Here is a 22,946-nt window from a genome sequence, read left to right as displayed (position 1 = left end):
CCGCGCTGCAGGGCCCATCCTGGGCCCCAGCGCTTGACGGGCATCCATGCCCGTCACCTCCCTTCGCAAGACCTGCGTTCGGCCTCCTGAAGTCGCGAAGTTACGGGCGGCGCCTGGGCTGACGCAGCTGTCGCTAGTGGGGAAGGGGTTAACCTTGCGATCAAGATCAAGATCAAGATCAAGATCAAGATCAACCAACGGCTACACTCGGAACTGCTCCATCAATACCTGCTGCTGGTTGGCCAAACGGTTCAGCGCCTGGCTGATCCTCGCCGACTCATCGGCCTGACCGGCCAACGACTCGGTCACATCACGTATCCCCGCCACGTTGCGGTTGACCTCTTCGGCCACGGCGCTCTGTTCCTCGGCCGCCGAGGCGATCTGCAGGTTCATGTCGGTGATCACCGCCACCGCCTCGCCGATCCGCTGCAGCGCCGGCAACGTCTGCTCCATCTGCGCGGCGCTGTCCTGGGCCTGACGCTGGCCGGCGTGCATCGCGCCGACCACGTCCTGGGTACCTTGTTGCAGCCCCTCGATCACCTGGCGGATCTCCTCCACCGAGACCTGCGTACGCTGGGCCAGGTTGCGCACCTCGTCAGCGACCACCGCGAAACCACGCCCGGCTTCACCGGCGCGGGCGGCCTCGATGGCGGCGTTGAGCGCCAGCAGGTTGGTCTGCTCGGCGATGGCGCGAATCACCTCGAGCACCGAGCCGATCTGCTCGCCACGGCTTTCCAGGGCGCGGGCCTCGTCCATGGCCGCGTTCATGCCGCCGGCCAGCTCGCCGATCGCCTCGCGAGTGGCGGCCACCCGTGCCAGGCCATCACGGGTCGCCTGGTCGGCGCCGCGCGCCGCTTGTGCCGCCTGGGCGGCATTGTGGGCGACGTCGTGGGCCGTGGCGCTCATCTCGTTGGCGGCGGTGGCCACCTGCTCGATCTCGCGGTGCTGTAGCTGCATGCCGTCACTGGTCTGGCTGGCGATCAGCGCCGACTGGTCGGCGGTGCCGCGGGCCTCCTGCAAGGAGCCCTTGAGCTGGGCGATCACCGGCTGGAGCTTGTCGAGGAAACGGTTGAACCAGCCGGTCAGCTGGCCCAGTTCGTCGTTGCGGGCGTAGTCCAGGCGCCGGGTCAGGTCGCCTTCGCCACTGGCAATGTCCTTCAGGCGCGCGGCCACGGCCAGGATCGGCCGGGTCACGCCACGGGCGGTCAGCCACACCAGCAGCAGCCCCAGCACGGCAGCGCCCAGGCCGATCAGCAGGCTGACCAGGTTGGCGCTCTGGTTCTGGCTGTCCAGGCGTTGGTTGAGGGCGACGGCGGGGGCCTGCAGCACCTGTTCGGGCAGCTCGAGCAGGACCTGCCACGGCGCCGCGCCGGGGATCGGGGCGAAAGGCCGGGAAATGCGCATGGTGCCGCCGTCCAGACGCTCGACCGCCTGCCCGGCGCGCAGCGAGTCGGCCAGGGCGGTGGCGCTGGCGCCGAAGGCCTGCTGCACGGTCTTGCTCAGCTGGCTGGCGTCCTGGCTGTGGCCGGCGAGCAGGCCCGAAGGGCTGACGATGCTGACCTGGCCCTGGCCATCGAACAGCTCCTGGCGGCCGGCCAGGCTCAGTTGCTGCAGATTGTCCAGGCCGATGTCCAGGCCGACCACGCCCACCACCTTGCCGTTTTCCAGCAGCGGCAGGGCGATGCTGGTCATCAGCACCTGGTGGCCGTTGACCTCGTCGAAGTACGGGTCGAGCACACAGGCCTTGGCGGTCTCCAGCGGGCAGGTCAGCCAGCGGTTGTAGGGCGAACCGTTGGCGCCGATGCTGGTGTCGGCGAGCATCGACTCGGGCATCGCCTCCACCTCGAGGTTGCCGGTGCCGGGCTGCGACCAGTACAGGGAGAAGCGGCCGCTGTCGTTGCTGGCGTTGTCGACCTGGCCGACGAAGCGGGCGTCCTGCTGGTCCAGGGCATTGGGCTGGAACACCAGATACAGGCCGATCAGGTCGGCGTTGCCAGCCAGGGCGGCACGGGCCTCGCGGCTGAGTTCCGTGCGCAGGTCGGCGCCGCCACGGGCCTTGAGTGCCTGCACCAGGCGGGCGAAGCCGTTGCCGTACTGGTAGGCGTCCATGAAATAGCGCTGGATTCGCAGGGCCTGGGTCTCGCCGTGGGCCTGCAGGCGCAGACGGGCGCTGTGGTCGAGCAGCTCGGTGTTGGCCTGGAACACCTGCTCGGCGCTGCGTCGGGCCTGGGTGAGCGAAGTGGCCACCAGCAGGGCGACGATGGCCAGCAGGCACAGGCCGGCAAGCAGGGTGATCTTCCACTGGATGGAGAGACGGCGCAGCAACATGGGCTTTTCCTTCTCGGGCAAACAGGACGCCCGCGGTCAGGCGGGCGTCGGCGGGGTCAGTCGGCGATGCAGTTCGGTGGCGCTACCCTGAAGGCCTTGGTCAGCCAGGCCAGGTAGAGCACGCCAAGCAGGGCCCAGACACCGCCGAACAACAACGAGTGTTCGTTCAGGTCCAGCCACAGCGAGACGATGATGCAGAAGCCTATCGTCGGCGCCACCAGATACTTGAGGTTGTTCGTCAGGCCCTTGTTCCGGCCCTCGCGGATGTAGCAATGGTTGATCACCGACAGGTTGACGAAGCTGAAGGCCACCAGCGCGCCGAAGTTGATCACCGAGGTGGCGGTGACCAGGTCGAAGAAGATCGCCGACAGCGAGATCAGGCCGACCACGGCAATGTTCAGCACCGGGGTCTTGTAGCGCGGGTGCAGGCGGGCGAATACCCCGGCCGGGATCACGTTGTCGCGGCCCATCACGTATAGCAGGCGCGACACGCTGGTCTGCGAGGCCAGGCCCGAGGCGATGGTGTTGATCACCGTGCAGGCGATGAACACCGATTGGAACAGCTTGCCGCCGACGTACAGGGCGATTTCCGGCAGGGCCGCTTCCTGGTCATGGAAGCGCGCCATGGTCGGGAAGTAGGCCTGGATGAAGTAGGACACGCCGATGAACACCACGCCGCCGATCAGCGCGGTGAGGAAGATCGCCCGGGGGATGGTCTTGCCCGGGTCGCGGGTCTCTTCCGACAGGCAGGTCACCGCGTCGAAGCCCAGGAACGAGAAGCACAGGATGGTCGCGCCGGCGGCCAGGGCGGCGAACTGGGTCTGGTCGTCGGCGAACGGCACCAGGCTCCAGGCGGTGCCCAGCCCTTCGCCGTGGTCCAGGCCACGCCAGCACAGGTAGATGAATACACCGATGATCGCCACCTGCACGGCGACGAACAACAGGTTGAAGTGCGCCACCAGGTTGACGCTGCGCATGTTGATCAGGCTGATCAGGGTGACGAAACCGGCCACCCACACCCAGGCCGCTACCTCGGGGAACATCGCCGAGAGGTAGAGCTTGGCCAGCAGCGCGTTGACCATGGGCAGCAGCAGGTAGTCCAGCAGCGACGACCAGCCCACCAGGAAGCCCACGTGCGGGTTGATGGCGCGCTGGGTGTAGGTATAGGCCGAGCCCGATTGCGGGAAGCGCCGCACCAGGGTGCCGTAGCTCACGGCGGTGAACAGGATACCGGCCAGGGCCAGGAGGTAGGCGCTGGGCACGTGCCCGGCGGTGATGCCGGAGACGATGCCGAAGGTGTCGAACACGGTCATCGGGGTGAGGTAGGCCAGGCCGATGATCACCACATGCCAGAGACGCAGGGACTTGCGGAATTGGGCGTTGCCGGGGGCGCTGTGGTCAGGCTGCATGCGGGCGCTGCTCCTTGATCGAAACAACGGGCACGGCGTATGACGGGCACGACAAGGTCGAGCGGATGGGCTCCATGTTGTTCACCTTTTATGTTGGAGCTGCGGGGTGCGCGAAATAAACAACGATGGTCGTTTGAGTGTCAAGTTAAACATGACAGAGTGCCAAGTGGATGGAAGGTGAATCGGTTTATTTGGCCGTTATGCATTGCTTTTGGCCGATTGAGCAGATCGTAAGTCGATTTTGATGTTCGTAAAAATTGACAATTTTTCTTTGGCAAACCAAGTGCCCGGCTGTGCGTCGACACACAAAATGCCTCACGCATTACCGCGTGGGCCGGGTGCCAATGGTATTCTTGCCATCTGCGCGCGGCCTCGTTTCCGTGGACCGCTCAAACGACCTCCTTATGGACAGCAATCGGTTCTATTCATGAAGAAATCAGTAGGCATCCTTTCCGGTCTGGCCGTGGCCATCGCCGTCGCAACCACCGCTGGCGCCTGGTACACCGGCAAGCAGTTGCCCGCGGAGCTGGAGCGTTCCGTCGCCCGCGGCAACGAAGAGCTGAAGAAAGCCCTGGCCGGCAACGGCGGCAGCATGACCATCGAGCTGGTCTCGCTGGACCAGCACTTCTTCACCAGCACCGCGCACTACCGCCTGAAGGCCGAGAACGTGCAGCTCGGCGAAGCCGAGGCATTGAACTTCCAGGTGGGCGTGACCGACCAGATCGAGCACGGCCCGTTCCCCTGGTCGCGGGTCAAGGCCTTCAAGTTGATGCCGGTCATGGCCACCAGCAACAGCACGCTGGACAAGGATGACTTCACCAGCGGTTGGTTCGCCGCCGCCGGCGACAAGCCGCCGGTCACCGCCCAGGTCAGCCTCGGCTATGGCGGCAGCGTCGACAGCGACATCCGCCTGGCGCCAGTCACGCTCAAAGAGGACGGCGGCAATGTCCTGGACTTCTCCGGCCTGCAGCTCGCGCTGCGCGGCGACCGCGAAGGCAAGGCAGTGGAGATCCACAGCAGCGCCGAGCACCTCGAGCTGAACTTCGTCGACGAGCAGCAGGCGCCGGTGAAGATCCTGCTCAACGGCTTCAAGGCCGGTGGCAAGCTCACTGAGACCGCCCACGACATGGTCTATGTCGGCAACTTCGACCTGGCCCTGGCCGACACCCAGGTGACCTTCGGGCCGAAGCAGGAAGTGCTGGTGCTCAAGGGCCTGCAGCAGAACAACTTGTACAACGCCGAGGGCGAGGCCAAGGACAAGCTGGCCGGGCGCCTGGAATACAAGGTCGACGACATCAGCTACGCCGGCCGCAAGGTGGGCAGCGCAGAGATGGTCCTGACCATGAAGTCCATCGACATTCCGGCCATGCAGGCGCTGATGGAGTGGTACCAGACCCAGCTGCCGCAGATGCAGCAGGCCGCCGCTGATGGCGAGGCTCCAGCGCTGGAGATGAGCCCCGAGGAGCAGGCCAAGGTCCAGGGCGACCTGCAGAAGCTGCTGGTGGCCAAGCCGCAGGTGGCGGTGGAGAAGCTGGCGTTCAAGACCGCCAATGGCGAGAGCCACTTCAATCTGGCGATGGATTTTGCCAGCCCGAGCTCGTTCGACCTGCCGCCTGACCAGTTGGGCAAGCAGCTGCTGACGCAACTGAAGGCCAAGCTCAGCGTTTCCAAGCCGATGGTCGCCGACCTGGCCACCTTGCAGGCGCTGCTCGAGGGCGAGACCGATGCCCAGGCCATCGCCCAGCAGTCCAGCCAGGCCGGTGAGATGGTCGGCATGATGGCGCTGCAGAGCGGCATGGCCACGGTGCAGGGCAGTGATGTGGTGTCGAGCCTGCAATACGCCGACGGCATGGTCGACTTCAACGGCAAGAAGATGACCGTCGAAGAGTTCGCCATGCTGATCAGCGGCCACCTGGCGGCACTCCAGCCGCAGGGCTGATAGCTGGCTCGCGGTCCCTTTCGCGGGGCAAGCCCGCTCCCACGAAGTCGCCATGAACTGGATGGCTTCGTGGGAGCGGGCTTGCCCCGCGACTGCATTGGGGCGGCCAACGCAAAAACCCCTTTTGCATCCCTCCGATTGCCTGTAGCCTTCGCGTCCGATAAGAATCCGCGCCCGCAGAGGGGCCGAGACGCTGGCCGTCCGGCACCATTAGCCGATCTGCCAGGGCCGGGTGATACACTCGACTGACGCGCTCAAGCGCCCCGCAGGTCCAGCGATCATGACCCAGATTTCCGAACGCCTGTTGGTCCAGGCCCACCTCGATGCCAAGCAGCCCAACCCGCTGACGCCCGCGCAGGAGGCCGAATACCGTGCGGCCATCGCCGCCGAGCTGAAAAAGCAGAACGCCGTGCTGGTGGCCCACTACTATTGCGACCCGGTGATCCAGGCCCTGGCCGAGGAAACCGGCGGCTGTGTGTCCGACTCGCTGGAGATGGCGCGTTTCGGCAAGAACCACCCGGCGCAGACCGTGGTGGTGGCGGGTGTGCGTTTCATGGGCGAAACCGCGAAGATCCTCACCCCGGAAAAACGCGTGCTGATGCCCACCCTGGAGGCGACCTGCTCCCTCGACCTGGGCTGCCCGGTCAAGGAGTTCTCGGATTTCTGTGACCAGCATCCAGAGCGCACCGTGGTGGTCTACGCCAACACTTCCGCAGCGGTGAAAGCCCGGGCCGACTGGGTGGTGACCTCCAGCTGCGCCCTGGAGATCGTCGAAAGCCTGATGGACAACGGCGAAACCATCATCTGGGGCCCGGACCAGCACCTGGGCCGCTACATCCAGAAGCAGACCGGTGCCGACATGCTGCTGTGGGACGGTGCCTGCATCGTTCACGAAGAGTTCAAGTCGCGCCAGCTGGCCGACATGAAGGCGCTGTACCCGGACGCAGCGATCCTGGTCCATCCGGAGTCGCCGGAAGCGGTGATCGAGCTGGCCGACGCGGTGGGCTCCACCAGCCAGCTGATCAAGGCGGCGCAGACCCTGCCGAACAAGACCTTCATCGTCGCCACCGACCGCGGCATCTTCTACAAGATGCAGCAGCTGTGTCCGGACAAGGAATTCGTCGAGGCGCCGACCGCCGGCAACGGCGCGGCCTGCCGCAGCTGCGCGCATTGCCCGTGGATGGCGATGAACACCCTGGAACGCACGCTCGACTGCCTGCGCAAGGGCAGTAACGAGATCTTCGTCGAGCCTGCGCTGATTCCCAAGGCGATCAAGCCGCTGAACCGCATGCTCGATTTCACCCAGGCGGCGCGGTTGAAGTTGTCGGGCAACGCCTGACATCACCTTGTAGGAGCGGCCTTGCGCCGCGAAAGGGCCGCAGAGCGGCCCCAGGATGTTCAGGGTCACGCAAAAAACAGGGGCCGCTCTGCGGCCCTTTCGCGGCGCAAGGCCGCTCCTACAGGGTTATCGGTTCTGACGCCTAGCGGCCCATCATCTCCTTGACCATCCGCTGCTGCTCCATGATCTCGCGCTGGCGCTGGTCGATCTGCGAGGCCAGCGGGAAGTTGCTGCCCGAGCGGCGCTTGGCGTAGTCGAGCTGCTGGATCGCCTGGTCGAAGTCGCCAACCAGGGTGAAGTACTCGGCGCGGGCGCGGTGCAGGCCGATGGTGTTGCCCGACAGCCCTCGCACTTCGGCGACGTCGTACCACACGTCCGGGTCGTCCGGGCGGTTCTTGACCAGGTCGTCCAGCACCTTCTCCGCCTCGGCCGGCTTGTTCTGCTTGATCAGCAGGTCGGCGCGCACCTGTTTCAACGGATAGTTGGCCGGGTACAGCGCCTGCATGCGCTGGGCGCGTTGCTGAGCGTCGGCCAGGCGGTTGTTGGTGATGTCCAGGTCGATCTGCGCGAGGTTGTAGGTAATGTCGTTGGGCGCCTTGGCCAGCAGCGGCTTGAGGTTCTCCCGCGCTTCGTTGAGCTGGCCACCCTTGATCTGTGCCAGCGCCAGGCCATAGCGCGCGGCGTCCATCTGGGGATTCTCGTCGAGCTGGGCGCGGAAGCGCTTGGCGGCCAGGCCCGGGGTGCCTTCATAGGTGAGCTGTACCCGTGCACGAATCAGCTGGTAACGCAGGCTGTCCTCGACGCCCCCCTTGGGCGCCTGCTCGGCACGGTTACGGGTATCGGCTACCCGCGACTCGGTCACCGGGTGGGTAAGGAGGAATTCAGGCGGCTTGGCGTCATAGCGGTACTGGCGCGCCAGGCGTTCGAACATGCTGGGCATGTTGCGTGGGTCGTAACCGGCCTTTTCCAGGTTCTGGATACCAATACGGTCGGCTTCCTGTTCGTTCTGTCGGGAGAAGCGCCGCTGCTCCTGGATCGCCGCCGCCTGGGTGCCGGCAATCACACCGATGCCGGCATCGCCGCCACCGCCGGCGGCCAGGACGATACCGGCAAGCAGCGCGGCCATCATGGGCAACTGCATGCGCTGCTGGGCTTCGACGCCACGGGCGAAGTGGCGCTGCGACAAGTGCGCCAGTTCGTGAGCCAGCACCGAAGCATACTCGCCTTCGGTCTGCGCATTGAGGAACAGACCGCCGTTGACCCCGACGATGCCGCCGGGCGCGGCGAAGGCGTTGAGTTCCTTGCTGTCGATGAGGATGAACTCCAGGCGCCGGTCCTGCAGCTGGCTGGTCTCGGCCAGTTTGTACACGCTGGTCTCGACGAAGTCCTTGAGCTGCGGGTCGTTCAGCTGGTTGACCTGGCCGCGCAACAGGCTCAGCCAGGCGCGACCGAGCTGGTGTTCCTGTTGCGGCGAGACGATCGCGGAGCTGGCGTCGCCCAGTGACGGCAGGTCGTCGGCGTGGCCGGGAAGGGCCATCAGGCAGGCCAGCGTCAACAGGGTAGGGCGCAGTAGATTCATGCAGAAGCTCGCGTCGGTCAAAAGCCTTACTGTAGCCGGGTCGCGCGATGCCGACCAGTGGCGGTATCCTACCAGACCTTTCTGTCCATACCCCGGAGACGCGCCCGATGAGTGACACCCCGACCAGCGACGCCGAGCTCGACGCCAGCGGGCTGAACTGCCCGTTGCCGCTGCTCAAGGCCAAGATGGAACTCAATCGCCTGGCCAGTGGCGCGGTGCTCAAGGTGATCGCCACCGACGGCGGCTCCCAGCGCGACTTCCGCACTTTCGCCCAGCTGGCCGGTCATACGCTGCTGCACGAAACGGCCGAGGCCGGCGTGTACACCTACTGGCTGCGCAAGGCCTGAGTCTTTCCCAAGGATCGTCAATGTTCAAAGTGCTTCGCGACTGGATGCAGCGCTACTTCTCCGACGAGGAGGCCGTGGTGCTGGCGGTCCTGCTGTTCCTGGCCTTCACCGTGGTGCTGACCCTGGGCGGCATGCTTGCGCCAGTGCTGGCGGGCATGGTCCTGGCGTTCCTCATGCAGGGGCTGGTCAATGCCCTGGAGCGTTTGAGGGTGCCCTCCAGGCTGGCGGTCTGGATGGTGTTCGCCCTGTTCATGGGCGCCCTGGCGGTGTTCATGCTGGTGCTGGTGCCGCTGCTCTGGCATCAGCTGATCACCCTGTTCAACGAACTGCCGGGGATGCTTGGCAAGTGGCAGTCGCTGTTGCTGCTGCTGCCCGAGCGCTATCCGCACCTGGTGTCGGACGAGCAGGTGCTGCGCGCCATCGAATCGGTGCGCGGCGAGATCGGCAAGTTCGGCCAATGGGCGCTGACCTTCTCGCTGTCGAGCCTGCCGTTGCTGGTCAACGCCATGATCTACCTGGTGCTGGTGCCGATCCTGGTGTTCTTCTTCCTCAAGGACCGCGAACTGATCGGGCGCTGGGTCAGCGGCTACCTGCCGCGTGAGCGCACGCTGCTCAACCGGGTGGGCGATGAGATGAACCGGCAGATCGCCAACTACATTCGCGGCAAGGGCATCGAGATCCTGATCTGCGGGATCGCCACCTATATCGCCTTCATCAGCCTGGGCCTGAACTATGCCGCCTTGCTGGCGCTGCTGGTGGGCCTGTCGGTGGTGGTGCCCTATGTCGGCGCGGTGGTGGTGACGGTGCCAGTGACGCTGATCGCGCTGTTCCAGTGGGGCTGGGGCGACCAGTTCATCTACCTGATGGCGGTGTACGCAATCATCCAGGCGCTCGATGGCAACGTGCTGGTGCCGCTGCTGTTCTCCGAGGCGGTGAGCCTGCACCCGGTGGCGATCATCTGCGCGGTGCTGCTTTTCGGCGGGCTGTGGGGGTTCTGGGGGATCTTCTTCGCGATCCCGCTGGCGACGCTGTTCAAGGCAGTGCTGGACGCGTGGCCGCGCCAGGACAGGTCTGTGGCGCCGATGTTGTAGGTCTGGGGCTGCTTTGCAGCCCTTCGCGGCACAAGGCCGCTCCTACAGGGAACGCGATTCCTGTAGGAGCGGCCTTGTGCCGCGATAGGGCGCAAAGCGCCCTCAAGATCTCAAGCCTTATCGAGATTCTGCGCCGCCGCCAACACCGCATCCACATGCCCCGGCACCTTCACCCCACGCCATTCCTGGCGCAGCACACCGTCCTTGTCGATCAGGAAGGTGCTGCGGTCCACGCCCAGGTATTCCTTGCCGTACAGCTTCTTCAGCTTGATCACGTCGAACAGTTGGCACAGCGCCTCGTCCTTGTCGCTGATCAGCTCGAAGGGAAACGCCTGCTTGGCCTTGAAGTTCTCGTGCGACTTGATGCCATCGCGCGACACGCCGAACACCACGGTGTTGGCGGCCCGGAACGCCGCGTGCTGGTCGCGGAATCCCTGGCCCTCGGTGGTGCAGCCCGGGGTGCTGTCCTTGGGGTAGAAGTACAGCACCACCTGCTGACCCTTCAGGTCAGCCAGGCTGACGGTCTGGCCGCTGGTGGCCTGGACCTGGAAATCGGCGACGGGTTGGTCGAGTGCTACGGCCATGGGGGCTTCCTTACATGGGGTTCTGTGGGCGCCACGGTTCGATCAGCGCGTCCAGGTTCAGAGCGTCGGCGAAGTCGAGGAACTGGTCGCGCAGCCAACTGATCTGGGTGCCGGCCGGCAGGATCACGGTGAACTGGGCGTTGAGCATGCTGCTGCCGGTCTGCGGCGCGAGGTAGGTGTCGCAGGTCATCGCTTCGAGCTCGACGCGGTGGTCGAGGAAGAACTGGCACAGCTCATTGATGATGTCCGGGCGATAGGCGGCGCTGACGTAGGCCACGTAGGGCAGGGCCTGCGGGCGCACTTCCTGATCGGCGCTGCGCACCACGTCCAGGGTCAGGCCGTGCTTCTTGCCCAGGCCCGGCAGGGTGGCTTCGAGGCGGGCCAGGGCATCCCAGCTGCCGCCGACCTGCAGCACCAGGGCGCTGGTCTCGCCGTGGCGCGACAGGCGCGAGGTGACCACCGCACAGCGGTTGTCGAAGGCCGCGCGGCTGAGAACGTTGGCCAGCTCCATGGGGTTGGGGCCCAGGGCGCTGATGACGAGGAATTGTTCGCGAACGGTGGGGGTGGACATGCAGCATTCCTAAAGCGATGAGCGGTCGATGCAGGACGGGGGCAAAGCCTCCTTTTTCAGCAGGGCCCGGGCCGGTTTTGGCGGCTGTGGACGCAGGCCGGGAGCACTGTCGACGGCCCGGCGGGCCGTGCTGCACCGATCAAAGGATCAAGGGTAGCGAAAAGCGGCGCGAAGGGGAATGCTCCGCCCGCCTGCTTCGCTTGTGCAAGGCCGATGGCGCCAGTACCATTACCGCTCTCTTTTTCCGGCAGGAGCAGTTACATGATTGCGGGCAGTATGGTGGCATTGGTCACTCCCATGGATGCACAAGGGCGTCTGGACTGGGACAGCCTCGACAAGCTTGTAGACTTCCACCTGGAAAACGGCACCCACGCGATCGTAGCTGTCGGCACCACCGGCGAGTCCGCCACGCTGGATGTCGAAGAACACATCCTGGTCATCAAGCACGTGGTCGAGCGGGTCAAGCACAGCAAGAAGCGGATCCCGGTGATCGCCGGTACCGGTGCCAACTCCACTGCCGAAGCCGTGCACCTGACCAAGAACGCCAAGAATGCCGGCGCCGACGCCTGCCTGCTGGTGGTCCCGTACTACAACAAGCCGACCCAGGAAGGCCTGTACCAGCACTTCAAGCACATCGCCGAAGCCGTCGACATCCCGCAGATCCTCTACAACGTGCCCGGCCGCACCTCCTGCGACATGCAGGCCGACACCGTGATCCGTCTGTCGAAGGTCAAGAACATCATCGGCATCAAGGAAGCCACCGGCGACCTGGTCCGTGCCAAGGCCATCCTGGACGGCGTCGACAAGGACTTCATCGTCCTGTCCGGCGACGATCCGACCGCCGTCGAGCTGATCCTGATGGGCGGCAAGGGCAACATCTCCGTCACCGCCAACGTCGCCCCGCGCGAAATGGCCGACCTGTGCGAGGCCGCCCTTGAGGGCAATGCCGAGAAGGCCCGCGCGATCAACGAAAAACTCATGCCGCTGCACAAAGACCTGTTCTGCGAAGCCAACCCGATTCCGGTGAAATGGGCGCTGGTGCAAATGGGCCTGATGCAGCAGGGCATTCGCCTGCCACTGACCTGGCTGAGCGAAGGCTGTCACGAAAAAGTCCGTACTGCCTTGCGCCAGTCCGGCGTACTGGTTTAATCGAGGAAGTACACCGCATGAAGCGACTGGCTGGTCTTTCCGCTCTCGCCCTGATCATCTCCAGCACCAGCGGGTGCGGCTGGCTGTGGGGCGAGGATGGCTATTTCCGCGACCGTGGCAGCGACTACCTGCAGGCGCAACCGACCGCGCCGATGCAGCTGCCGCCGGACGCCAGCAACGTCAAGCGCCTGGATCCGCTGCTGCCGATCCCGCGCAACGTGGCCGATGATCGCGCCACCGGCGAGTTCGAGGTACCCCGTCCACAGCCGCTGTCGGCCACCGCCGGCATCAGCGATTTCAGCCTGCAGCGCAGCGGCAACAGCCGTTGGGTGCTGGCCCAGCGCTCGCCCGCCGAAGTCTGGCCGGTGACTCGCCAGTTCTTCGAGGACAACGGTTTCCGCATTGCCGAAGAACGTCCGCAGACTGGCGAATTCAACACCACCTGGCAGCGTTTCGACGAGCTGTCGGCCTCCCTCGGCCAGCGCCTGGCCAGCACCTCCAGCAGCCCGGACAGCGAAGTCCGTGTGCGGGTGCGCATGGAGCCCGGCGTGCAGCGCAACACCTCCGAGGTGTATGTGGTCAGCGTCGAGCGTCCGGCCGGCAGCACTGCCGAGCCTGACTTCCCGTCCGCCTCCAGCAACACCGGCACCGACGCCCTGCTGGTCGACGAAATGCTTGCCAGCATGAACCGCAGCGCCGAGAAGGGCGGTTCGGTCTCGCTGCTGGCCGCGCGCGACTTCGATGCCCCGAGCCAGGTCAGCCTGAGCGAGGACGGCAGCGGCAACCCGGTGCTGTTCCTGGGTTCGGACCTGGACCGCGCCTGGTCCGGCGTCGGCCGCGCCCTGGAGCAGGGCGAGTGGCGTGTCGAGGACATCAACCGCAGCCTGGGCCTGTACTACATCAACCTGTCCGAGAAACCCGACGACAAGCAGAAGGAGCCTGGCTTCTTCAGCCGCCTGTTCGGCAGCGAGCCGAGCAAGGAAGAGCGTGAAGCCCGTGCCGAGCGCTACCAGGTGCGCCTGAGCAAGGTCGGCGACAACGTCCAGGTGACCGTCGAGAAGAACATCAACACCGTGGCCCCGGCCGATGTCGCCCGCCGCGTGCTGAGCGCGATCCAGGACCACCTGGGCTAAGTGCGCTTCGCGGTTCTAGGAAGCGGTAGCCAGGGAAACGGCACGCTCGTCGCCAGTGGTGAAACCTTCATCCTGGTCGACTGCGGCTTCTCCCTGCGCGAGACCGAGCGGCGCCTGGCGCTGCTCGGGGTATCGGCCGCGCAGCTGAGCGCGGTGCTGGTGACCCACGAACATGCCGACCACGTGCATGGGGTGGGGTTGCTCTCGCGCCGCTACAATGTACCGGTCTACCTCAGCCAGGGCACGTTGCGCGGCATGCGCAAGCCGGTCGAGGTGGCCGGTTTTCTCGGTTGTGGCGATGTGCTGCAGATCGGCGATCTCAAGGTCAGCGCGGCACGGGTCGAGCATGACGCCTACGAGCCGCTGCAGTACGTGATCAGTGATGGTCGCCGGCGTTTCGGCATGCTCACCGACCTGGGCAGTTACGACGCCCGGCTGTTGGAGCGCTATCAGGGGCTCGATGCCCTGCTGATCGAGGCCAACCACTGCCGCGACCTGCTGGCCCGTGGGCACTACCCGCACTTTCTAAAGCTGCGGGTCGGCGGCAGCCAGGGACATTTGAACAACCACCAGGCCGCGAGCCTGGTGGCCGAGTTGGGCTGGCAGAACCTGCAGCACCTGGTGCTGGCCCACCTCAGCAGCAAGAATAACCTGCCACATCTGGCCCGCCAGTGCTTCGTCGACGCCCTCGGGTGCGACCCGGACTGGCTCCAGGTGGCGAATCAGGAACATGGGCTCGACTGGCGCCAAATCGCCTAGCCCACCCACTCAAGCAAGCGGAGCCCATCATGGAAAAACGCGACGAACTCTACCGCGGCAAGGCCAAATCGGTTTACCAGACCGACGACGCCGACCGCTTGATCCTGCTGTTCCGTAACGACACCTCGGCGTTCGACGGCAAGCGCATCGAACAACTCGACCGCAAGGGCATGGTGAACAACAAGTTCAATGCCTTCATCATGCAGAAGCTCGAAGAAGCTGGCGTGCCGACCCAGTTCGACAAGCTGCTGGGCGACAACGAGTGCCTGGTGAAGAAGCTCGACATGATCCCGGTCGAGTGCGTGGTACGCAACTACGCCGCCGGCAGCCTGGTCAAGCGCCTGGGCGTGGAGGAGGGCATCAAGCTGGAGCCTTCCACCTTCGAGCTGTTCCTGAAGAACGACGAGAAGGGTGACCCCTTCATCAACGAATCCCACGTTGTCGCTTTCGGCTGGGGCACCGCCGAGCAACTGGTCGAGATGAAGAAGCTGTCGTTGAAGGTCAACGAAGTGCTGAGCAAGCTGTTCGACGACGCAGGCCTGCTGCTGGTCGACTTCAAGCTGGAGTTCGGCGTGTTCCACGGCCAGATCGTCCTGGGCGACGAATTCAGCCCGGACGGCTGCCGCCTGTGGGACAAAGAGACCCGCAAGAAGATGGACAAGGACCGCTTCCGCCAGGGCCTGGGCGACGTGATCGAAGCCTACGAAGAAGTTGCCAAACGCCTGGGCGTGCCGCTGTAAGCGGCGTTTTCACGCAAGCGCCTGATACCACGCGAATTTTTTTCAAAAAAGGTTTGCCAGAAACGAAATCGCTGGTATGATGCGCGCCATTGGAGAGATGCCGGAGTGGTCGAACGGGACGGATTCGAAATCCGTTGTACTGGCAACAGTACCTAGGGTTCAAATCCCTATCTCTCCGCCATACGCGAAGTAGTCGAAGCCCCCGAAAACGTTGAGTTTTCGGGGGCTTCGTCGTTTCAGGGGGGCGCATGAGGGCAGTTTTAGGGCAGATGGAGCGGTTTGCCTTTACTCGTCGGCAGCGATGTGAGCTGAGCCGGGGGCCTCTATCGCGAGTGACGACAGGGGCGGGATAGCGATGTCGCCTTTACCTGTTTGATAGAACGTCACGCTCAGAGCCGCCACCGTTACACCCAGCGCAACAGCGGTAAGCATGGCTCCCCAGATATTCAGCTTCAGACTTCCCAATCGATCGATGTCGCGGCGCACACCTGCGATCGAGTCGTCCAAGCGCTTGTCGCGCTCACTCTGGGCAACGAGAAAACCATCGATTTTCGACGCGATGGCTTCTACCCGAGCGTCCATCTTGATCTCGATGGTCTCGAGCTTGGCGTTGAGTTCGTCACGGGGCAGGTCATTCATGGTTGCGGTACCCATCCTTTTTACTGGCGAGTCATGTCTACCCAGGCTCATGCCTGCTGCATAGAGCCGTTGAAAATAGTTGGCCCAGGGCTCCTGCAGCTGCCTGTCTGGCATATCGTTATGAGGCATCTAGCCCTCCGCTTCGAATAGCGCCTGAGGCACCACGCTCTGCTCCTCCATGGTCTTCGATGCTTTCGGGCATCATCCATACGGCTTGTGGGGCATCTGCAATGTTCTTGATAGTGCTGTCGATGAGGCCGCGATGAGGAGAGACTAGAGCGCTACCTGGTCAGCGGCAATGCTTCGGCGGGCCTGGATGCGCGATTCGGAAATGGACTACTCGCAACAGGGCAGCAGGCTGGCATAGCCAAATGCCACCGTTTGCGTACCTGCCGCGCCTTGTAGAGAATCGCACCCTTTGCCTCGAAAGGATGCGTGCAATGAAGTTCGAAGGGACTTTTCAATACATGGGCAATCACGGGATCGTCTTCAACGTCTCGCAGATCACCCTGACCGACAGTGAGCGCGGACGCCTGCGCGAGCTGCATTTCGGTGAGGCGAGAAGCGCCCATTACGAGGTCAACAGCAAGGTCGTCGAGACCTACGACAGGATGCTGGCCAAGGGGCTGCCCTGCGTGATGAAGATCGGTATCTCCAAGCCTTTGACCCGCCAGCAGGGCGATACTCTCAATGCCCAGCGCACCAAGGTCGCCAACCTTGCCGCCTCGGCGTTCGCCGCCGCCGCGAGTTCTGTAGCATCGCCCTATGTTGGCGTGCCGGTGGGCGCTGGGGTGCGTGCCTATGCCAATGACATCCTGCCCACCTACCATGCCGGCGATGTACTGGTCAGCATCGAGGCGCAGGTCAATGGCGGCATCGGGCCGCAGCACACCACCTCGACCCTGATCATCAAGACCTGAGGGAGACGCCTGTGTCCGAAATTACCTATGCGGTCATCGCCCTGGTGCTTTACGGCCTGTTGGATCGGTTTCTCAGGCCTTACTCGCTGCGCAAGTGGCTCGGGGTGGCGCTGGCGGTGGTCGGTGTCGTTGGTTGCATCGTTGTCAGCCAGGCCCGTTCCTTCGGGTTGGACCTGGGATTGCTGTCGGTGCTTGCCACGGGGGTGGGCGTGGGCCTGTTCGTGAGGCGGCGGCGATTCGAGCAAGTTGGTTGATACGATAAAGATCCTTGCCGGTATCTTGGTTGAGGTTTTTCAAGATGTTCGACGTTAGCGTTGCAGCGCCTATCAGATCGAGCGCCGCCCGCGCGGCGCATCGCGACGCAAGGTGTCGCGAAAGGGCTGCAAAGCAGCCCCGGCAAGTCCAAGCCGAACGCCAATTATCAACACCTTAAAAGGGTTGCTCCTAGAGCGACTCGCGGTTGCCGCTTGCATCTTGGGTAAGCTGATTCGCATCGATGGTCTTGGCGACTTCGCCGATGGCCTGTGTCAGCGCCTGGGCATCATTGCTCTGCATGGCTTCTGCCAGGAAAGCGGCAATTGTTTTGGGGTGGTCGAGGAAGCGGGAGGCCTCGAAGCGGGTGGTGTTGCTCAGTTCCAGGTCAAGGATTGGCATAACGCTAGAATCGGCTTTTCTACTCATCTTCTTTTACCTCGCAGTGCGCATCGAGAATGTCTTCCGCACGCGTGATGTCTTGATCTGCCCGGTGTGGGAAGGTGATTGGACCAAGCGTCAAGCCTGGCGGCACTAAGCTTCGCTTCAAAGCCGTGTCGCCCTGAGGCTAGAGAGCGATTCGGGCGGTTGCAATGCTTTGAAGGAAGGGGACATCCGACTCGGAAAAGGACTACGGGCAGAGGGAAGTCCATGCTTTTCAGTCGGGATAGGCATCAGTCCCAGGGAATCAAGCTATTTCCGGTAAGGGCAATCTGTGTGAACTACGCCAACCTGTAACGTTTTAGCAAGTAGTTCATTGCACTTAGTTGCCGTGCCGACAACTTGTTAGTTGAACCCCGTTAACTAGTGCATCTGTACTAACGCCTTTCGCTCACACCCCCTTTTCCCGTATGATCCGCGCGCCATCAGTTTGATGGTGGATCATGGACTAAAGGATTTTTATGAAAAAGCTGATCAAAGCTACTGTCGCTGTTGCTGTCGTTTCGGGCGTTGCCCTGCTGTCCGGCTGCACCGGCCAGGTCTACAACCAGCCTAAGAACTGCTCGTACGACTATCTGTTCCACCCATCGGTTTCCATCTCCAAGATCATCGGCGGCTGCGGCCCGATCGATAAACTGCCTCAGCAGCAGTAATCTTGGAAATACCCTGATCGGGTCGTTCACGGCCTGATCCAAGACCCCCGACCATGGATGTGGCCGGGGGTTTTTGTTTTCCGGGGCGCGGTGGCTTGTCGCGTGGCAACCTGTCGTCTTGACGCCCCGGCGCGCGTTTGTTTGTGCTGGCAATTCGGTTACAATCCGTAAATCGTTTCAGCCTTGTCGGTCAATCCGACCAAAGGCTGGCGCGTCCAATGTCTCTCTGGCTGCTGAACAATGATCACAACAAGCCTGCGCTGAAGAACATGGAATACCTGGGCCAGCCACAGGCCCACCCTCCGTTCTACTGACTGGAATCGATCAATGTTCAAGAAAGCTGGCAAGACCTTGCTGGGTCTGGCAGTCGCGGCGAGCTTCATGCAAGCGCACGCCGAAGACACCAAGAAAGTCGACGTGCTGCTGGTTGGCGGCGGCATCATGAGTTCCACCCTGGCGGTCTGGCTCAACGAGCTGGAACCGAGCTGGTCGATGGAAATGGTCGAGCGCATGGACGGCGTCGCCGAAGAAAGCTCCAACGGCTGGAACAACGCCGGTACTGGCCACTCCGCGCTGGCCGAGCTGAACTACACCCCGATGGACAAAGATGGCAAGGTCAACATCACCAAGGCCATCGAGATCAACGAGTCGTTCCAGATCTCCCGCCAGTTCTGGTCCTGGCAGGTACGCCAGGGCGTGCTGAAGAACCCGCACTCGTTCATCAACACCACCCCGCACATGAGCTTCGTCTGGGGCGATGACAACATCAAGTTCCTGAAGCAGCGCTACGACGCCCTGCAGGCCAGCCCGCTGTTCCGTTCGATGCAGTACTCGGAAGACCACGCGCAGATCGCCAAGTGGGTCCCGCTGATGATGGAAGGCCGCGATCCAAGCCAGAAGCTGGCCGTGACCTGGAGCCCGATCGGCACCGACGTCAACTTCGGTGAGATCACCCGTCAGTTCGTTGGTCACCTGAAGACCAAAGAGAACTTCGACCTGAAGCTGTCCAGCGAAGTGCAGGACATCACCCGCAACGAAGACGGCTCCTGGCACGTCGAGTACAAGAACCTGAAGGATGGCACCGAGCACGCCACCGACGCCAAGTTCCTGTTCATCGGTGCCGGCGGCGGCGCGCTGAAGCTACTGCAGAAGTCGGGCATCCCGGAAGCCAAGGAATACGCAGGCTTCCCGGTGGGCGGCTCGTTCCTGGTGACCGAGAACCCGACCGTTGCCATGCAGCACATGGCCAAGGCCTACGGCATCGCCTCGACCGGCGCGCCACCCATGTCGGTTCCGCACCTGGACACCCGCGTGCTGGACGGCAAGCGCGTGATCCTGTTCGGGCCATTCGCCACCTTCTCGACCAAGTTCCTGAAGAACGGCTCGTACCTGGACCTGCTGAGCAGCACCACCACCCACAACGTCTGGCCGATGGCCCGTGTCGGCATCGATCAGTACCCGCTGGTCGAGTACCTCGCCGGCCAGCTGATGCAGTCCGACGACGACCGTTTCGCCGCCCTGCAGACCTACTTCCCGAACGCCAAGAAGGAAGACTGGAAACTGTGGCAGGCCGGTCAGCGCGTGCAGATCATCAAGCGTGATGCCGACAAGGGCGGCGTGCTGAAGCTGGGCACCGAGGTCGTGGCTTCCGAAGACCGCACCATCGCCGGCCTGCTGGGCGCCTCGCCAGGTGCCTCGACCGCCGCGCCGATCATGCTCAACGTGCTGGAAACCGTGTTCAAGGAGAAGGTCGCTACCCCTGAGTGGCAGGCCAAGATCAAGGAGATCGTCCCGAGCTACGGTACCAAGCTGAACGATTCGGCCGCCGCCACCCAGAAAGAGTGGGACTACACCGCCGAAGTCCTGCAGCTGGAGAAGCCGCCGGTGATCGACCAGAGCGTCAAGACCAGCGTGGCGCCAGCCGCACCGGTCGAGAGCAAGCCTGCGAACGACATGGCGCTGTAAGGCCAGACGGTTGCCGGACTTGCCCGGCAACACCCACCACGAGCGTCGCCACCGGCGGCCTCGTGGTTTTTTTATGCCTGAGAATCGGGCAAGGGATTGACGCCTACCCCTGTAGGAGCGGCCTTGTGCCGCGAAAGGGCTGCGAAGCGGCCCCAGCATCTCGGCGTTGAGCAACGATCGCCGGGGTCGCAATGCGGCCCTTTCGCGGCACAAGGCCGCTCCTACAGGGATTGCGCAAGGCTTGAGGTTGGCGTGGCCGGGTGCACCTCAACGCTGCTCGAGAATACTGCCCAGCAACCCCGGAAAGCGGCTTTCGAGTTCTTCGCTGCGCAGCGAGTTCATATGCGTGGTGCCGACATTGCGGGTGTGCACCAGCCCGGAATCGCGCAATACGCGAAAGTGATGGGACATGCTCGACTTGGGCCGGCCGCCGTCCAGCTCGCCGCAGCTGGCTTCGGCGACGCCGGCCAGGCGACGGACGATTTCCATGCGCACAGGGTCGCTCAGGGCGTAGAGCAGGCGCTCCAGCGTCAGGTCTTCGGGGTTGGGGTGGGTATAGGCTCGCATGGACGACATGATAACGGGGGTTTCACAAATTGCCATAGTTCGAATATGATCGAACAATCGTATCCAACCCCGTCCCTGGAGTTACCTCATGGCCGCCTTGTTCGAACCCTATACCCTCAAAGATGTCACCCTGCGCAACCGCATTGCCATTCCGCCGATGTGCCAGTACATGGCCGAGAATGGCCTGATCAATGACTGGCACCAGGTGCATTACGCGAGCTTGGCCCGTGGTGGCGCCGGCCTGGTGGTGGTCGAGGCCACCGCGGTGTCCCCGGAAGGGCGCATCACCCCCGGCTGCGCCGGCATCTGGAACGACGCCCAGGCCCAGGCCTTCGTGCCGGTGGTCAAGGCGATCAAGGCTGCCGGTTCCGTGCCAGGCATCCAGATTGCCCACGCCGGCCGCAAGGCCAGTGCCAATCGCCCCTGGGAAGGTGACGACCATATCGCCGCCGACGATGCCCGTGGCTGGGACACCATCGCCCCGTCCGCCATCGCCTTTGGCGGCCACCTGCCGAAAGTGCCCAAGGCCATGACCCTGGACGATATCGCCCGGGTCAAGCAGGACTTCGTCGATGCCGCGCGCCGTGCCCGCGATGCTGGCTTCGAGTGGATCGAACTGCACTTCGCCCATGGCTACCTGGGCCAGAGTTTCTTCTCCGAGCACTCCAACCAGCGTACCGACGCCTATGGGGGCAGCTTCGACAACCGTACGCGTTTCCTGCTGGAAACCCTCGCTGCGGTACGTGAAGTGTGGCCGGAGAACCTGCCGCTGACCGCTCGCTTTGGCGTGGTGGAATACGATGGCCGTGACGAGCAGACCCTGCAGGAGTCCGTTGAACTGGCCCGTCGCTTCAAGGCCGGCGGCCTCGATCTGCTGAGCGTCAGTGTCGGCTTCACCATTCCCCAGACCAACATCCCATGGGGCCCGGCATTCCTGGGGCCGATCGCCGAGCGGGTGCGCCGCGAGGCGAAGCTGCCGGTGACCTCGGCCTGGGGCTTTGGCACGCCGGAGCTGGCCGAGGGCGCGTTGCAGGCCAACCAGCTCGACCTGGTGTCGGTGGGGCGTGCGCACCTGGCCGACCCGCACTGGCCGTATGCTGCAGCCAAGGCCCTGGGCGTGGACAAGGCGGCGTGGACGCTGCCGGCGCCTTATGCGCATTGGTTGGAGCGTTATCGCTGATATCGCATGGGGCCGCTCTGCGGCCCTTTCGCGGCACAAGGCCGCTCCTACACGGAACGCATCCCCCTGTAGGAGCGGCCTTGTGCCGCGAAAGGGGCGCAAAGCGCCCCCCGGCAATCTCAGAACCGATCCAACCGGTATGCCTGTTCCACCTCGCCCCCCCCATCCAACCGCCCCACCCACTCCGCCGTCACCGCCGCCTGGGTCAACCCCAGGTGCTGATGCCCGAACGCCAGCAGCACCTTGCCATCGGCCACCCGGTCGATCACCGGCAGCGAATCCGGCAACGAAGGCCGGAACCCCATCCACGGCGTTGCCCCCTCGGCATCCAGCTCACGCCGGAACAAGCCCTTGCTCAACCGATGCAGTTGCCATGCCCGCTGCATGCTCGGCGGCGCCTCGAGCCCGGCGAATTCCACCGTGCCGGCCAGGCGCAGGCCGTCGGCCATGGGCGTCATGATGAACTTGCGCTCCAGCGAGGTGACGGCGAATGGTAGGCGCTGGTGTTCCGCCGGCAGCATCAGGTGGTAGCCGCGCTCGGTATCCAGCGGTACCTGCCGACCGGTCAGGGCGGCCGTGAGCCTGGCCGAATGTGCCCCGGCACTGATCAACACCTGGCGGGCCTCGAGGGTGCCCTGGTCGCTGGCAAGGGTGATGCCCTGGCCATGCACCCGGCCGCCATCGACCTCGGCATGCAGGAAGCGCACGCCGCTGGCCCTGGCGGCGCTGAACAGGTCGCAGACCACCTGATAGGGGTCGAGGAAGTGACCGGTGCGCGGGAAGAACAGGCCGCCCAGGATCGACGGACTCAACTGCGGCGCCGCTTCGCTTACCGCCTCGGCCGACCACAGGTCCACGGGCACGGCCTGTGCCTGCAGGCGGGCGCGCAATGCCGCGAGCGCCTGGCGCGATTCGTGGCGTTCGAACACCAGCAGCGAACCGTCTTCCTTGAGCAGGTGGCTGCGGTCGATGGATGCAAGCAGCCGTTGCCAGGCGCCGAGGCTGCTTTCATTCAGCGCACGAAGGCCCGCCACGCTGCGCTGGAATGGCGCCGGTCGCAGGTTGAGCAGCAGGCGGGTGAACCAGGGCAGGGCCCGTGGCAGGTACTTCCAGTCCAGGCGCAGCGGGCCCATCGGGTCCAGCAGCATGGCCGGCAGGCGCTTGAGAAGCGACAGGTCGGCGATGGGAAACACCTGCTCGGTGGCCAGGTGCCCGGCATTGCCAAACGAAGCGCCGTGGCCTGGCGCCTGGCGATCGATCAGCAGCACCCGGCGGCCCTGGCGGGCCAGCTGCAGGGCGCAGGCGACGCCGACAATGCCGGCGCCGACCACGGCGATATCCGTGTCAGTGGCGGTCATGAT

At 64.1% G+C, this 22,946-nt stretch carries 22 protein-coding genes and 1 tRNA gene; 14 read left to right on the top strand and 9 right to left on the bottom strand.

The genetic code is table 11. The features are described 5' to 3' along the window. Positions 1–201 precede the first annotated feature (201 nt). Together POF53_RS17415 and POF53_RS17410 are read right to left on the bottom strand one after the other, a co-directional pair. On the bottom strand, positions 202–2,328 hold the full coding sequence (locus tag POF53_RS17415) for a methyl-accepting chemotaxis protein (protein WP_498968702.1): 2,127 nt from the start codon (positions 2,326–2,328) through the stop codon (positions 202–204). A gap of 56 nt (positions 2,329–2,384) precedes the next feature. Continuing rightward, positions 2,385–3,737 carry an APC family permease gene (locus POF53_RS17410; protein ID WP_232857167.1) on the bottom strand — a complete coding sequence of 451 codons (1,353 nt, stop codon included), beginning with the start codon at positions 3,735–3,737 and terminating at the stop codon, positions 2,385–2,387. A 427-nt stretch (positions 3,738–4,164) separates the two neighbouring features. Between POF53_RS17410 and POF53_RS17405 the strand changes: the two genes are divergently transcribed. After that, complete coding sequence (locus tag POF53_RS17405) at positions 4,165–5,676, top strand: YdgA family protein (protein ID WP_475859359.1); 1,512 nt, start codon at positions 4,165–4,167, stop codon at positions 5,674–5,676. A 280-nt stretch (positions 5,677–5,956) separates the two neighbouring features. Further along, complete coding sequence (gene nadA / locus POF53_RS17400) at positions 5,957–7,015, top strand: quinolinate synthase NadA (protein WP_203651281.1); 1,059 nt, start codon at positions 5,957–5,959, stop codon at positions 7,013–7,015. Positions 7,016–7,157: 142 nt separating this feature from the next. Here nadA and POF53_RS17395 read toward each other — a convergent pair whose 3' ends face one another. Beyond that, positions 7,158–8,594 carry a M48 family metalloprotease gene (locus POF53_RS17395; protein WP_203651283.1) on the bottom strand — a complete coding sequence of 479 codons (1,437 nt, stop codon included), beginning with the start codon at positions 8,592–8,594 and terminating at the stop codon, positions 7,158–7,160. A 107-nt stretch (positions 8,595–8,701) separates the two neighbouring features. On the opposite strand from POF53_RS17395, the gene POF53_RS17390 reads away from it, so the two are divergent. Together POF53_RS17390 and POF53_RS17385 are read left to right on the top strand one after the other, a co-directional pair. Next, positions 8,702–8,941 carry a sulfurtransferase TusA family protein gene (locus POF53_RS17390; RefSeq protein ID WP_028692991.1) on the top strand — a complete coding sequence of 80 codons (240 nt, stop codon included), beginning with the start codon at positions 8,702–8,704 and terminating at the stop codon, positions 8,939–8,941. Positions 8,942–8,961: 20 nt separating this feature from the next. Beyond that, positions 8,962–10,032 (top strand): AI-2E family transporter, encoded by a 1,071-nt coding sequence (locus POF53_RS17385; protein WP_232857170.1) that lies wholly within the window; start codon positions 8,962–8,964, stop codon positions 10,030–10,032. Between the two features lie 110 nt (positions 10,033–10,142). Here POF53_RS17385 and POF53_RS17380 read toward each other — a convergent pair whose 3' ends face one another. Further along, positions 10,143–10,616 carry a peroxiredoxin gene (locus tag POF53_RS17380; protein ID WP_203651287.1) on the bottom strand — a complete coding sequence of 158 codons (474 nt, stop codon included), beginning with the start codon at positions 10,614–10,616 and terminating at the stop codon, positions 10,143–10,145. A 10-nt stretch (positions 10,617–10,626) separates the two neighbouring features. After that, positions 10,627–11,187, bottom strand: a complete 561-nt coding sequence (locus POF53_RS17375) for a glycine cleavage system transcriptional repressor (protein ID WP_028692994.1) — start codon at positions 11,185–11,187, stop codon at positions 10,627–10,629. Positions 11,188–11,448: 261 nt separating this feature from the next. Here POF53_RS17375 and dapA point away from each other — a divergent pair, with 261 nt between their 5' ends. From dapA to POF53_RS17350, 5 genes are all read left to right on the top strand, one after another. Beyond that, positions 11,449–12,336 (top strand): 4-hydroxy-tetrahydrodipicolinate synthase, encoded by an 888-nt coding sequence (gene dapA, locus POF53_RS17370; protein ID WP_203651288.1) that lies wholly within the window; start codon positions 11,449–11,451, stop codon positions 12,334–12,336. A 17-nt stretch (positions 12,337–12,353) separates the two neighbouring features. Beyond that, positions 12,354–13,469 (top strand): NlpB/DapX family lipoprotein, encoded by a 1,116-nt coding sequence (gene bamC / locus POF53_RS17365; RefSeq protein ID WP_232857173.1) that lies wholly within the window; start codon positions 12,354–12,356, stop codon positions 13,467–13,469. Beyond that, positions 13,470–14,228 (top strand): MBL fold metallo-hydrolase, encoded by a 759-nt coding sequence (locus POF53_RS17360; RefSeq protein WP_498968696.1) that lies wholly within the window; start codon positions 13,470–13,472, stop codon positions 14,226–14,228. A gap of 29 nt (positions 14,229–14,257) precedes the next feature. Continuing rightward, entirely contained in the window at positions 14,258–14,968 is a 711-nt protein-coding gene (gene purC, locus POF53_RS17355; RefSeq protein ID WP_016392503.1) for a phosphoribosylaminoimidazolesuccinocarboxamide synthase, read from the top strand. 91 nt (positions 14,969–15,059) lie between these two features. Further along, positions 15,060–15,149: transfer RNA gene (locus tag POF53_RS17350), tRNA-Ser, on the top strand. A gap of 104 nt (positions 15,150–15,253) precedes the next feature. Here POF53_RS17350 and POF53_RS17345 read toward each other — a convergent pair. After that, complete coding sequence (locus POF53_RS17345) at positions 15,254–15,607, bottom strand: hypothetical protein (protein WP_498968694.1); 354 nt, start codon at positions 15,605–15,607, stop codon at positions 15,254–15,256. 440 nt (positions 15,608–16,047) lie between these two features. Between POF53_RS17345 and POF53_RS17340 the strand changes: the two genes are divergently transcribed. Together POF53_RS17340 and POF53_RS17335 are read left to right on the top strand one after the other, a co-directional pair. Further along, a complete protein-coding gene (locus POF53_RS17340) occupies positions 16,048–16,527 on the top strand; it encodes a hypothetical protein (RefSeq protein ID WP_186715496.1) in 480 nt (159 codons plus the stop codon). 11 nt (positions 16,528–16,538) lie between these two features. Further along, positions 16,539–16,781: a hypothetical protein gene (locus POF53_RS17335; protein WP_186715498.1), complete on the top strand. Its 243-nt coding sequence runs from the start codon at positions 16,539–16,541 to the stop codon at positions 16,779–16,781. Between the two features lie 190 nt (positions 16,782–16,971). Here POF53_RS17335 and POF53_RS17330 read toward each other — a convergent pair whose 3' ends face one another. Further along, positions 16,972–17,208, bottom strand: coding sequence for a helix-turn-helix domain-containing transcriptional regulator (locus POF53_RS17330; protein WP_498968691.1), 237 nt, complete (start codon positions 17,206–17,208; stop codon positions 16,972–16,974). 473 nt (positions 17,209–17,681) lie between these two features. Between POF53_RS17330 and POF53_RS17325 the strand changes: the two genes are divergently transcribed. Continuing rightward, positions 17,682–17,873, top strand: a complete 192-nt coding sequence (locus tag POF53_RS17325; RefSeq protein WP_023630554.1) for a DUF4223 family protein — start codon at positions 17,682–17,684, stop codon at positions 17,871–17,873. Positions 17,874–18,200: 327 nt separating this feature from the next. Continuing rightward, positions 18,201–19,838: a malate dehydrogenase (quinone) gene (gene mqo, locus POF53_RS17320; RefSeq protein WP_198744485.1), complete on the top strand. Its 1,638-nt coding sequence runs from the start codon at positions 18,201–18,203 to the stop codon at positions 19,836–19,838. A 267-nt stretch (positions 19,839–20,105) separates the two neighbouring features. Here the strand turns inward: mqo and POF53_RS17315 are convergent, their stop codons facing one another. Beyond that, positions 20,106–20,405, bottom strand: a complete 300-nt coding sequence (locus tag POF53_RS17315) for an ArsR/SmtB family transcription factor (RefSeq protein WP_050704295.1) — start codon at positions 20,403–20,405, stop codon at positions 20,106–20,108. 88 nt (positions 20,406–20,493) lie between these two features. Here POF53_RS17315 and POF53_RS17310 point away from each other — a divergent pair, with 88 nt between their 5' ends. Then, the gene (locus POF53_RS17310; RefSeq protein ID WP_232857177.1) at positions 20,494–21,585 is read left to right on the top strand and encodes an NADH:flavin oxidoreductase/NADH oxidase; all 1,092 of its coding nucleotides are present in this window, start codon (positions 20,494–20,496) and stop codon (positions 21,583–21,585) included. Positions 21,586–21,704: 119 nt separating this feature from the next. Here POF53_RS17310 and POF53_RS17305 read toward each other — a convergent pair whose 3' ends face one another. Further along, positions 21,705–22,943 (bottom strand): NAD(P)/FAD-dependent oxidoreductase, encoded by a 1,239-nt coding sequence (locus POF53_RS17305; RefSeq protein ID WP_232857178.1) that lies wholly within the window; start codon positions 22,941–22,943, stop codon positions 21,705–21,707. Positions 22,944–22,946: the final 3 nt, after the last annotated feature.

Source organism: Mitsuaria sp. RG, from assembly GCF_028369275.1.
Lineage (GTDB): Bacteria > Pseudomonadota > Gammaproteobacteria > Pseudomonadales > Pseudomonadaceae > Aquipseudomonas > Aquipseudomonas peradeniyensis.
This window is presented reverse-complemented; position numbering and strand designations above follow the sequence as displayed.